Annotated in this window: 10 protein-coding genes, 1 pseudogene and 1 riboswitch; of the genes and pseudogenes, 3 read left to right on the top strand and 8 right to left on the bottom strand. The window is 71.9% G+C overall.

Translation table 11 applies throughout. From position 1 onward, the window contains the following. Positions 1-16: 16 nt before the first annotated feature. Complete coding sequence (gene paaI, locus NQU54_RS47170; RefSeq protein ID WP_257636428.1) at positions 17-397, bottom strand: hydroxyphenylacetyl-CoA thioesterase PaaI; 381 nt, start codon at positions 395-397, stop codon at positions 17-19. A gap of 157 nt (positions 398-554) precedes the next feature. Beyond that, positions 555-2,051 (bottom strand): FAD-dependent monooxygenase, encoded by a 1,497-nt coding sequence (locus NQU54_RS47175; protein WP_257636421.1) that lies wholly within the window; start codon positions 2,049-2,051, stop codon positions 555-557. Between the two features lie 79 nt (positions 2,052-2,130). On the opposite strand from NQU54_RS47175, the gene NQU54_RS47180 reads away from it, so the two are divergent. Continuing rightward, positions 2,131-2,844, top strand: a complete 714-nt coding sequence (locus NQU54_RS47180; protein WP_372506428.1) for a TetR/AcrR family transcriptional regulator — start codon at positions 2,131-2,133, stop codon at positions 2,842-2,844. Between the two features lie 110 nt (positions 2,845-2,954). On the opposite strand, the pseudogene NQU54_RS47185 reads toward NQU54_RS47180, so the two are convergent. The 3 genes and pseudogenes from NQU54_RS47185 to NQU54_RS47195 all read right to left on the bottom strand — a co-directional run. Then, positions 2,955-3,692: pseudogene (locus NQU54_RS47185) on the bottom strand (aspartate kinase); the annotation flags it as partial. A gap of 13 nt (positions 3,693-3,705) precedes the next feature. Then, a complete protein-coding gene (locus tag NQU54_RS47190; protein WP_257636423.1) occupies positions 3,706-5,070 on the bottom strand; it encodes an aspartate aminotransferase family protein in 1,365 nt (454 codons plus the stop codon). A gap of 287 nt (positions 5,071-5,357) precedes the next feature. Further along, positions 5,358-6,719 carry a sensor histidine kinase gene (locus NQU54_RS47195; RefSeq protein ID WP_257636424.1) on the bottom strand — a complete coding sequence of 454 codons (1,362 nt, stop codon included), beginning with the start codon at positions 6,717-6,719 and terminating at the stop codon, positions 5,358-5,360. Between the two features lie 167 nt (positions 6,720-6,886). Here NQU54_RS47195 and NQU54_RS47200 point away from each other — a divergent pair, with 167 nt between their 5' ends. Next, positions 6,887-7,654, top strand: a complete 768-nt coding sequence (locus NQU54_RS47200) for a response regulator transcription factor (protein WP_257636425.1) — start codon at positions 6,887-6,889, stop codon at positions 7,652-7,654. On the opposite strand, the gene NQU54_RS47205 is transcribed toward NQU54_RS47200, so the two are convergent. The 3 genes from NQU54_RS47205 to NQU54_RS47215 form a co-directional block, all read right to left on the bottom strand. Continuing rightward, the gene (locus NQU54_RS47205) at positions 7,594-8,475 is read right to left on the bottom strand and encodes an ABC transporter ATP-binding protein (RefSeq protein ID WP_257636426.1); all 882 of its coding nucleotides are present in this window, start codon (positions 8,473-8,475) and stop codon (positions 7,594-7,596) included. The two genes, NQU54_RS47200 and NQU54_RS47205, sit on opposite strands and share 61 nt — an antisense overlap. Continuing rightward, on the bottom strand, positions 8,472-9,509 hold the full coding sequence (locus tag NQU54_RS47210) for a FecCD family ABC transporter permease (RefSeq protein WP_257636429.1): 1,038 nt from the start codon (positions 9,507-9,509) through the stop codon (positions 8,472-8,474). Before NQU54_RS47210 ends, NQU54_RS47205 begins: the two co-directional genes overlap by 4 nt. A 74-nt stretch (positions 9,510-9,583) precedes the next feature. Continuing rightward, positions 9,584-10,624 (bottom strand): ABC transporter substrate-binding protein, encoded by a 1,041-nt coding sequence (locus NQU54_RS47215; RefSeq protein ID WP_372506429.1) that lies wholly within the window; start codon positions 10,622-10,624, stop codon positions 9,584-9,586. Between the two features lie 30 nt (positions 10,625-10,654). After that, a riboswitch (cobalamin riboswitch) is annotated at positions 10,655-10,836 on the bottom strand. Positions 10,837-11,068: 232 nt separating this feature from the next. On the opposite strand from NQU54_RS47215, the gene NQU54_RS47220 reads away from it, so the two are divergent. Continuing rightward, the gene (locus NQU54_RS47220; RefSeq protein ID WP_257636427.1) at positions 11,069-11,956 is read left to right on the top strand and encodes a serine hydrolase; all 888 of its coding nucleotides are present in this window, start codon (positions 11,069-11,071) and stop codon (positions 11,954-11,956) included. The last annotated feature ends 15 nt before the right edge of the window (positions 11,957-11,971 follow it).

Below are 11,971 nucleotides of genomic sequence, written 5' to 3' on the forward strand. Positions count from 1 at the left end.
TCGACCCCGCCCCGGGTCATTCCTCCGGGGCGTTCCGTATGACACGGCTGCGGCCGCGGAATTCGGCGATGACGGTCTCACCGCGCAGGACCGTCACGTCGTAGATGCCGCTGCGGCCGAAGCGGGCGCGTTCGCGGGCGGATGCCGTCAGTACGTCGCCGTCCCTGGCGGGCGCGACGAACGCGATGTCGGCGCCCGCGGCGACGGTGACCGGGCCGTGGCTGTTGCATGCGCAGGCGAACGCCGTGTCGGCGAGAGTGAAGACAAATCCGCCGTGGGCGATGCCGTGGCCGTTGACCATGGACGCTGTCACGGTCATCCGGACAACGGCCGAGCCGTCCCCCGCTTCCAGGAGCTCCATGCCCATGGCACGGGATGCCGCGTCGGCGGCGAACATCGCATGGGCGGGGGCGGCCTCCGGGGCCGATTCGCTGCTCAGTAGGACCACCTCAGATGTGTCGCGGCCCGCCGCACGGTGGCGGCGGGCGATATCGGACCGGCGCGGCGTCGACGCGCATGCGGTACCCGGACTCCGCCGTGACCCCGCACCCGGTTCAGGGCATCGTCGCAAGGTCGCCGGCGATCGTGGCGAGCAGGGTATCGCCGTGGTCCGTGGAGCCGTCGGCGGCCCAGGAGACATAGCCGTCGGGGCGGATGAGCAGGGCGGCTGCGCCCAGATCGGCCGGGCTTGTGGCGCGGACGAGGTCGACTCGTGGCGGGAGCCGGAGGTCGACCGGGACGGTTCCGGCCAGATCGAGCAGAACGGCGTGGCCCGAGCCGAACAGTGCCGACAGCCGGGTGGCACCGGCTTCGGTGACCAGGTCGGCGTCCGGCACGCGCTGTCCGGTGAGCGGATGGTCGCCGGACAGCGGGTAGCGCAGCGAGAGCCCGGACATCAGTCCCGCGATATGGCGGTTGGCGTCGGGCAGGCGCAACAGGTCGATGACGATCTCGCGCAGCGCGGCCACGTCCTCGCTCGGGTTCGGATCCGCCAGGACGCGCTGCGCCGAGGTGTGGTGCAGGACCTGGGCCGCGACCGGATGCCGTTCGGTGTGGTAGGTGTCCAGGAGGCCGCTCGGTGCCCGGCCCTGGACGGTCGCGGCCAGTTTCCAGCCGAGGTTGAACGCGTCCTGTATGCCGAGGTTGAGACCCTGGCCGCCCAGCGGCGGGTGGATGTGTGCGGCGTCGCCCCCGAACAGGACACGGCCCGCGCGGTAGTGCTCCAGCTGTCGGGTGGCGTCGCCGAACCGCGAGGAGTTGTCCACGGCGCCGAGGGTGGTCTCCTCGCCGTACACGGCCCGCAGCGCGGTGGCGATCTCCTCGTGGGTGACGGGGGTGTCGCGGTCGAGGTCCGTCTGGTCCGCGTGTCCGAAGGTGATCCGGTACCGGTCGCCGCCGAGGGGGACCAGCATGGACCAGTAACCGCCCGCATGGCGGGTCAGGGTGCTCATATGCCCCATCTGCCGCGGCACCAGCGGCGAAACGGCGGACAGACGGATGTCGGCCAGCACCGCCTGATGCGTCCCCGGCCGACCGGGAAACGGCAGGCCGAGCAGTTTCCGCACCGTGCTGTGGCCGCCGTCGCACGCCACCAGATAGCCCGCCCGCACGCGCAGCCCGCCCGCCGTCACCACCACACCGTCGCGGTCCGGCTCGACCCCCGAGACGGTGGTCTCGCGCAGAACCCGCGCGCCGGCGGCGACCGCGCGCTCTTCGAGCACCGCCTCGATCTCCCATTGGGGGATCGCGAGCGGGAAAGGGTGCCTGGTCCCCCAGGGGGAGCAGTCCAAGGGCACGGGCAGGGCCGCGAAATGGCCACCCACCGCATCACGCGACACGGCCCGCCGCAGCAGCGGCTCCAGCAGCCCGCGCAACTCCAGCAGCTCAGCGGTGCGGGGCTGGATCCCGCCGCCCTTCACCTGCTCGATGCGCTGGGGCAGCTTCTCCAGGACCAGGGTCTCGACCCCGGCCAGAGCCAGTTCGTACGCCAGCGTCAGTCCGGTCGGACCGGCGCCCGCGATGACGACCTCGGTCGTGCTCTCCGTCAACATCGGCACTCCTTCTCATCTCTCGCCTCGAGGTAAATGTATACCAGGTGCAGAAATCCTCTCAGGGCAGTTTTCTGCTACGGTGAGCGCCGTGGACGGCAAGCCAGGGCTACGGGAACGAAAGAAGCAGCGGACCCACGCGGCGATCTCCGACGCGGCGATCAGGCTCTTCCTCGAACACGGCTTCAGCCAGGTCTCGGTGGCCCAGGTGGCCGAGGCGGCCGAAGTGTCCAAACGGACGCTCTTCGCCTACTTCCCGGCCAAGGAAGACCTCGTGGTGCATCGCCTCGCCGACCACGAGACCGAAACCGCCCGCGTCGTACGGGCCCGCCCACCTCGCACCGCCCCGCTGACGGCGCTGCGCGAGCACTTCCTCAAGGGGCTGCGCGAGCGGGACCCGATCACCGGGCTCAACGACCTGCCCGCGGTGCTCAGGCTCACCCGCATGATCCTCGACACGCCTTCGCTGGTGGCCCGGATGGAGCGGTTCAAGACCGGTGCCGAACGCGCGCTCGCCCAGGCATTGCGAGAGACGGCGGACACTCCGGAACTCACCGCGCGGCTCGCCGCCGTCCAGATCGTCGCGGTCCACTGGGCGCTGGCACAGGACAACGCCGGACGCCTGGCGTACGGCGAGTCGGCCGACGAGCGCTATGCGGGTGCGGTGGCCGACACGGAACACGCGTTCGCGCTGCTGGAGAACGGGTTGCGGCAGCCGGTCCCGCCCTCCGGCACCTACCGGCCGGTGTCCGGGCGCGACGCGCCCGCCGCGCCGTCGGCGGGAAGCGACGGCTGAGCCCCGGCCAGCAGCGCGAGGGCGGCGCCGGACAGTGCGGCGCCCAGGGCGGGCAGCAAGGGGGACCGGCTCGGGGTGCCACGGCCGGGCACGATGTACTCCACTCGCTTCTCCACCGAGTCGGACACCACGGTGCCGGGGCGGTCGTCGTAGGAGGACCGCACATGGACGGTCACCCCGTGGCGGGAGGCGTAGTCCACACTGCTCAGTGCCAGCACCCTGGCACCGCTCGCGGCCAGCTTCCGCATCTGCGCATAGGTCAGGTGGCGCAGCAGCCTGGCGTCGGGCACGGCCCTGGGATCGGTGGTGTAGACCCCGTTCACATCGGTGCGGATCTCGCAGACGTCGGCCTTCAGCGCCGCGGCCAGGGCGATCGCCGTGGTGTCGGAGCCGCCCCGGCCCAGCGTGGTGATCTCCTCGGTGTCCCGGCTCAGGCCCTGGAACCCGGCGACCAGTGCGATGGTGCCGTGGTCCAGCGCCTCCCGTACGCGCCACGGCCGGACATCGATGATCCGCGCCTCGCCGTGCGGGGAGGTCGTGATCACCCCCGCCTGCGGGCCCGTGAAGGAGCGGGCCGGGGCGCCCAGCGCATGGATCGCCATCGCGGTCAGCGCGTTGGAGACCCGCTCACCCGTGGTCAGCAGCAGATCCAGCTCATGCGGTGGGGGCAACGGATCCATCTCCCGCGCCAGGCCGAGGAGCCGGTCGGTGGTGTCACCCATCGCGGACACCACCACCACGACATCGTGCCCGGCCTCGTGGGTGGTCACGACGCGTTCGGCGACGCGCCTGATCCGGTCGGTGGTCCGCACCGAGGACCCACCGTACTTCTGGACGATCAGGGCCATGGGAGCACCCCTCTCAGGGAACGGTGGCCCGGGTGGTGCAGGAGAGGACGGCGGCCGTCAGGATCGAGCAGGCCATGTCCATGACCTCGGCGGTGACGTTCAGCGGGGGCAGGAGGCGTACCACGGCGTCGTCGCGCCCACCGCGTTCGACCATCAGGCCGTGGCGCAGCGCGTGGCGCTGCACGGCGGACGCGACCGAGGACGCGGGACGGCCGTTGCGGGGGTCCGCCAGTTCGATGCCCCACATCAGCCCGCGGCCGCGCACCTCACGGACCCATGGGACATGGGTCAGCCGGCCGAGCCGGTCCGCGAGCTGCGCGCCCCGCCGGCGGACGTTGCCGAGGATGTCGTCGCGCCGGATGACACGGATCGCCTCCACTCCGGCGGCGAAGGCCAGTTGATTGCCGCGGAAGGTCCCGATGTGCGCACCGGGCGCCCAGGTGTCCAGCGCGGTGTCGTACAGGATGAGGGCGACCGGCAGACCGATGCCGCTCAGTGCCTTGGACGCCACGATGACATCGGGTTCGATGCCGTAGCTTTCGTACGCGAACCAGGTGCCGGTGCGTCCGCAGCCGGTCTGGACCTCGTCGACGATCAGGGGGATGCCCAGCGAACGGGTCACCTGGCGCACCTTGCGGACGAAGTCGGCGCGGGCGACGTTGTTTCCGCCTTCGCCCTGCACCATCTCCATGATCACCGCGGCGGGCGGTGGAATACCGCCGTTGCTGTCCCGCAGCGCCTGCTCCAGCAGGTCGGCGCCGCTCATGGAGCGGTCGTCCGGGGCCCGGCCGTCGGCGGTATAGGGGAAGAAGTGCACCCCGGGCATGCCGTCGCGCACGGGTGCCTTCTGGGACACCAGCCCGCTGAGCGCCATGGTGGCGTGGGTACTGCCGTGGAAGGCGCCCTGGAAGGAGATGAGGTCTCCCCGGCCGGTCGCGATCTTGCAGAGTTTGACGGCGGCCTCGACGGCGTTGGCCCCGGTCGGCCCGCAGAAGTGGAGCCGGGTGTGGTGCCGCCGCTCGGGCGACAGCATCGACAGCTGTGCCTCGGCGAAGGCGTCTTTGGCGGGCGTGGGGAAGTCCAGACCGTGGGTCAGCGAGCCGAGCTGCCGCTCAACGGCCCGCACCAGCTCCGGATGGTTGTGGCCCAGGGACAGCACCCCGGCCCCGGCGAGGAAGTCGATGAAGACATTTCCATCGACATCCCGGACAAAGCTGCCCGAGCCCTCGGCCAGGGCGATGGGCAGATGGCGCGGATAGGTCCGGGCGCCGGACTCCCACCGCTCCTGGTGGGCGAGGAGAGCGGCGGAGCGGGGGCCGGGCAGATCGCCGCTGACATGAGGTGCCATCCGCGGAACGGGCCGGAGGGACGTGATCATGAGAAGCCTCCACACGGTTGTGTCGAGGGTCGGCGGGCGCGGTCGGCGGCCGGTTCGCCGACCGGTGCGCCACCAGGGCCCGGACCGGGAGCGGGCGGCCGGTGGCCGGTCCCTCACCCTCAGGGCCCCTGGCGGCCACGGCGGTTCGCCGGTCCATGACGCTTTCCGTCCAGGCGGCCCCTGACGTTTTCCACGCTAGGAAGGGGGCGGTTAAGGTCCGCCGCGACGGGGGTTAGACGACGGCAAAACGTGTCGCGGGCGGTCGGCCACGCCGCACCCATGGGACGTCACACCTGAGGGACATCGCCCATAGGACATCGCCCGTCGGGACGTCTCCGTGGGACCCACCCGTCTGACGGCGGTGGCTCCGTGACCGGCAGCAGCAGGGTGAAGGTGGTGGGCTCCGACCGGCCGAGGGTGAGCCTGCCCCCGGCCGCCTCGGCCAGCTCCCGCGCCAGTGTCAGACCGATGCCACTGCCACCCCGCGAGGTGGTCGCGCCCCGCTCGAAGACGGCCCGCAGGCCGAGCTCCAGCGAGCCCTCGTCGGACACGTCCACGGCGGCCGCCGCCCCTCCCGTCTCGCGCACCGTGACCCGGACCGTGCCGCGGCCGTGCCGCAGGGCGTTGTCCAGCAGCACGTCCAGGATCTGCTCGGCGGCCCGGTCGGGGATGGACAGCCCCCGGGCGCCGGGCTCCACGGCCACGCCCAGACGCCGGCCCCCGGTGGCGAACGTGCCGTGCCAGCGGCGCTCCACACCCTCGACCACCTCGGTGGCGGGCCGGGCGGTCGTGGGCACACCGGGGCGTGGCGTCGCCCTGGCGAGCCGGAGCACCTCGTCCACGGTCCGCTGAAGATGCCGGACCTGCTCCAGGGCCTCCGTCACGGCCGCTCGCTGCTCCGCGTCGGGGCCGGTGGCGGCCGCCTCCAGACCCAGCTGAAGACCGGCCAGCGCGGTGCGCAACTGATGGGAGGCGTTGGAGCTGAAGTGGCGCTCGTGCTCGAGCCATCTGGTCAGATGCTCGACCATGGTGTTCTGGGTGCGCGCCACCCGGTCGATCTCCGCGATCGCACTGCCCTCGGCACGTGCGGTCAGATCCCCGTCCGCCACCGCTCCGGCCTTCGCCGACAGCGCCTCCAGGGGTGCGCTGAGCGTGCGGGCCTGGCGGCGTGCCACCGCGACGGCCGTGGCCAGCGCCACCAGGGCGATACCGGCCAGGCCCAGCCAGGCCAGGACGATACGGCGCCACACCTCCGCGGTGCTGGACGAGGCACGGACCGTGCCGATCACCTGCTCCCCGGTGGACAGGGGCACGGCGACCACGAGCCGGTGGTCGCCGCGCCCCCGGACGACGAGCCCCTTCCGGGCCGTCCGGGCGACCGCGTCCGCCCTGGGGCCGCTGCCGTTGCGCAGCCGCCCCGACAGGTCGTACACCCCGACGTCGATGCCCCGCTCATGAGGGGGCAGTCCCACATGGCCGCCCACCACGAACGGGGGTACGTGGACCGCGGCCGCCAGAGCGGTGCGCTCCAGCTCATCCCGCTCGTCCGCGAAGAAGGACGTCTGGATCCCGAGCGCCAGCGGCGTGGCCAGCAGGACGAGTGCCACCAGCACCGCCACCACGGCCACCCGCATCACGCGCTGTCTCATACGCCCATCATGAACACGGGCACGTCCCGGCGTCCGGCTCCGGCGCGCGCCCTCGCCGCCGTTCCGGGGCTCCATCAGGCTCGCCGCCCCGCCGACGGAGGCCCGGCCGACTCCGACGGCGGCCCGTCCGCGCGCCACCGGGCGGGCCCCGCTCTACGCTTCGGAGCATGCGGGCGACAGGGGCCAAGGACGCGGTGTCCGTTCTGTTCATCGAGGACGACGAGGTGATCGGGCGGCATGTGGAGGCGGGGCTGCGGTCGCATGGCTACGCCGTGGCCTGGACCCGCACGGGCGGTTCCGGTCTGGCCGAGGCGGCCCGGCTCCCCATCGACGTCGTCCTGCTCGACCTCGGCCTTCCCGATGTGGACGGCATCGATGTGGCCCGGCAGCTGCGCGATGAGTATCCCGACGTCCTCATCCTGATCCTGACCGCCCGCAGCGAGGAGATCGATGTGATCGTGGGCCTGGACGCGGGCGCGGACGACTATCTGGTCAAACCCTTCAGCCTGACCGTGCTGCTCGCCCGCCTCCGCGCCCATCTGCGCCGCCGCCCGCCCGCCCCGGCGGGACCGGGCGAACCGGTCCGGATCGGAGACCTGACCGTGGACACCGGCGCGCGCCGCTGCCTCCTGCGCGATCAGGAGGTCGAGCTGCGCCCCAAGGAGTTCGAACTCCTCGCCGTCCTGGCCCGGCACCCGGGGGAGGCCGTCTCCCGCGAATCGCTCATGGCGCAGGTGTGGGACGAGAACTGGTACGGACCGACCAAGACCCTCGACGTCACCATCTCCTCGCTACGCCGCCGGTTGCAGACCGCGGCCTCCGCCACGCCCGAGCCCGTGACCCTGCCCGACCTCACCACCCTGCGCGGACACGGCTACCGACTCGACCCACCCGGCTCCTCGGGCAGCGGCGAGGTGCCCCCGGAACCCTCTTGAGCGGGCCGGTGGGGAGGAGGCGCCACGGGCCGGATCGCCGCGGTGGGCTCCCCCGGGAGGAAGGTCACCTGAGGTGCCCCCGTGCGCGGGTGGACGGCGACCTCGGCCGTCACCCCGTACACCTCGGCGAGCAGATACGGGGTGAGCACCTCCGCGGGTGTCCCTGACGCGATGACCTCGCCGGCGCGCAGGACGTAGAGGCGGTCGCAGTAGTACGCGGCGAGGTTGAGGTCGTGCAGGGCCACCAGAACGGTGGCGGGCAGCCGTCGCAGAATGCCGAGCACATCCAGCTGGTGGCGGATGTCCAGGTGGTTGGTCGGTTCGTCCAGGACCAGCAGGGAGGGCTGCTGGGCCAGGGCACGGGCGATGAGCACGCGCTGGCGTTCGCCTCCGGAGAGGCGGTCGAAGGAGCGGCCGGCCAGACCGGCGGCGTCGACCGCCTCCAGGGCCGCGCCGATGAGCCGGGCGTCCTCGGCGGTGTCGCCGTCGAGCAGGCGTTTGTGCGGGGTACGGCCCATCGCGACGACCTCGCGAACGGTCAGGTCGATGCCGGCGCCGGACTCCTGGACCACGGCGGCCAGAGTGCGGGCCAGCCGCCGTACCGGCAGCGACCAGGCGTCCGCCCCGTTCACGCGTACGCACCCCGTGTCGGGGCGCAGCACGCGGTAGACCGCGCGCAGCAGACTGGACTTACCGCTTCCGTTGGGGCCGACGAGGCCGATGACCTCCCCGGGCCGGGCGGTCAGGGAGACGTCCCGTACGAGGTGGTGTGCGCCGGCGGTGAGCGTCAGCCCCTCGACGGCGAGTTCGGTCGCGCTCATCCCACTCCTCGATCGGCGTCGCGCCGGGCGTCCCGGCGCATCAGCCACAGAAAGAACGGCCCTCCGCACAGGGCCGTCAGGACCCCGACGGGGATCTCCATCGGGGCGGCGACCGTGCGCGCGGCGACGTCGGCCCAGATGAGGAACACCGCTCCGGCCAGTGCGGCGGTCGGCAGTACGCGGCGGTGGTCGCCGCCCACGAACAGCCGCACGATATGAGGGAGGATCAGGCCGACGAAGCCGATCGGCCCGGCCGCCGCCACCAGGACCCCGGTGACCAGGGACAGCAGGACGAACATCCGGGCACGGAACCGGGCCACGTCCAACCCCATCGTGGTGGCGGCCTCCTCGCCCGCCAGAAGCAGGTTGAGCGAGCGGGCCTGGACCACCAGGACGACGGTGCCGAGCAGCAGGGCCGCGCCCGGCAGCCACAGCGTGCCCCACTGGACGCCACCGAGGCCACCGAGCGTCCAGGCGAGAACCGCCCGCGCCTCGTTGCCCCGGCCGGTGGTCAGGAGCAGCAGATCCATCACCGCGGTGAGGACCGACGCCACCGCGACCCCCGACAGCACCAGCCGGGCCGAGGTGATACGGCCGCCGGCCCGGGCCGTGGTGTACACGAGCAGCAGCGTGAGCAGCGCACCGGCGAACGCGGCGGCCGACAGCGACACCGGCCCGAGCAGGCTCACCCCGAAGACGATCACGACGACGGCACCGAGCGAGGCCCCGGAGGACACCCCCAGCAGATACGGCTCCGCGAGCGGATTGCGCACCAGCGCCTGCATGGCGGTACCCACCACCGCGAGCCCGGCACCCGTCACGGCCCCGAGCGCCACCCGCGGAGCCCGCACCTTCAGCACGATCGTCTCGTGTGCCCGCGACGGGACCGGCGCCGACCAGTCGGCGCCGAGCGCGTGCGTCACGATGCGCCACACCTCACCGGGCGGCACATGGACCGAACCGATGGCCATGCCCGCCGTGGCGGAGACCAGGAGCAGGATGCCGAGCGCCGCCAGGACCATGGCGAAGGACACACGGCGCGCCCCGCCCTCACCGCTCTTGCGTCCGGGGCCGGTACCCGTCGCCGGAGCGTTCCGTACGGTGTCCGTCACCGGAACTTCTCGGGGTGCAGTGCGCGCGCCAGATCCGAGGCCGCGTAGGGCGGACGGACGCCGACGACCGTCGCGGTCAGCGGAAGCACGACGAACCGTTTGTTCTTCACGGCGGGGACGTCGGCGAGTGCGGGCTGCGAGAGCAGGAACCGCTTCTTCCGCTCGACGCTCCCGGCACCCGCGTAGTCGTAGATCGCGATGACCTCGGGTTTGCGGGCGACGACCTGCTCCCACGACGCGTCACCGAAGACCTCGTCGAGGTCGTCGAACACGTTCCGGCCGCCGGCCAGCCGGATGATCTCGGTGCCCAGACCCTTGCCGCCCGCGGTGAACGCCGCCTTGTCCCCGCTGTCGTACACGAACACCGGCACGGCCCGTGCGCCCCGCACCGCCCGGGTGGTCCGCTCGACCCGCCGCTGGAGGCCGGCGACCACCTTGTCGGCGCGCCCCCGCACTCCGAAGATCGCGCCGATGGCACGGATCTCGTCGTAGGTGTCCTTCATCGACACGCGCTTCTCGCCGCAGTACTCGCGGTTGAGGTACGTGTCGATGCCCGCCTCCGCGAACGCCTTGCGGGAACGGCCCTCGTTCCCGGCGAACGCGCTGCCGTAGCCGCCGTAGACGAAGTCCGGATCGGCGTTGAGGACGGTCTCGAAGGACGGTTCCTTCTTGGCCAGTTCGGGAATGGCCGCGAAGTCCTTCCGGTACCGCGGCAGAACGGCCGAGTCGGAGAAGGCGGTGCCCACCATACGGTCCTTCAGACCGAGGGCCAGCATGAGCTCGGCGGGGTGCTGATGGATGGTGACCGCCCGCTCGGGCGGCTTCTCGTACGTGGTGCGGGTCCCGCAGTTGTCGATGGTGACGGGGAAGCCCTTGAGCGACGACGCCGCGCTCGCCGGTTCGTCCGCGGGGCCCTCGCCTCCGGCGCAGCCGGTCAGCAGGGTCGTGGACAAGGCGACGGCGGCGGCGACGCGCAGGGCGCGATGGCGGGGAAACGCCGGGGGAGAGAAAACAGGACGGGACATGCCGTCGTACACGTAGAGCCTCCTGGGGAGTCCGCGCTCCTCGGAACGGGCCCGCGACAGGCCAGTGTCCTGACTCCCGGATCGACGTTCCCCCGGCCTTCCCACGCGGTGCGCAGTGGCATGTCGAAGGGTTGCACTCCCCGGTCACAGTGGCGGGACCGTGCCGGAATCGCACCGGCTTCCTGTCTCCCGTCGCGGTGATGACCGGCTGATCTTACGTAGGAGTGGTCGAGGGGCGAAAGGGCGCCCCCGGCCGGAACCGTGCGTACGGGGCAGGGGCTCCCGGCGCTCAGCGATGCTGTGTCCATTGTGGAGCGATCTTGTGAGACTCGGACGCGTCGCTGAACCTCACCCGTCCCCGGCTCGTCATCCAGAGCCAGAGCACCGGGACATCTTCGCGATGGAGCGAAGTCCCCGCGTGAGGAAACGCACCGCGAACGAATGGACGAGCACGCCATGGGGCGACACCGACGAATATCCCAGCTTCCCCGTACCACCCTGGCGTCAAGAGCGGCGCTGGCCGCGGGGGCACTCGTGCCGACGGTCGTCTCGGTGGGGTCGGCTCACGCGGCCACCCCGCAGGCGGCGATCTGCGCCTCGGACAAGCCGGAACTCGCCGAGAAGCTCTCCGAGGACATCAACTCCGCACTGGACGGCGCCTCCGCCACGACGGCGATCAGCCTCCACGACCGCACCACGAACACCACCTGCGCTCTCGACGCGGACCGGAAGTTCGACTCCGCGAGCACGGTCAAGGTGACCGTGCTCGCCACGCTGCTGTGGGACGCGCAGAAGGACGATCGCGCCCTGACGCAGGAGGAGAAGGACCGTGCCACCGCCATGATCACGAAGTCCGACAACGATGCCACCACCGCGCTGTGGAACCAGCTCGGGGCGGCCAAGGTCAACGCGTTTCTGCTGGCCGCGGGGATGACCAACACCGTCCTCGACAGTGAGGGGCACTGGGGGCTCACCCAGATCACCGCGAACGATGAGGAGAAGCTCCTCCAACTGGTGACCCACGCGAACCCGGTGCTCGGCGAGGACTCCCGCGCCTACATCCTGAAGCTGACCGGCGAGGTCATCCCCTCGCAGCGCTGGGGGACCCCGGCCGGTGCGCCGGGCGACGCACAGGTGCATGTGAAGAACGGCTGGCTGGAGCGGGCCACGAACGGCTGGCGTGTGCACAGCCTCGGCGCTTTCACCGGCGGTGACCACGACTACACGATCACGGTGCTCACGCAGGACAACGCCACGATGGACGACGGCATCGCCAACATCGAGGGCATCGCCCGCGCGGTCCACGAGAACCTCAACGCACCAGCGTCCAGCGCCCGGCCCTAGGCGCGCCCAGCCCTA

Source organism: Streptomyces malaysiensis subsp. samsunensis (assembly GCF_024519315.1).
GTDB classification, from domain to species: Bacteria; Actinomycetota; Actinomycetes; order Streptomycetales; family Streptomycetaceae; genus Streptomyces; species Streptomyces malaysiensis.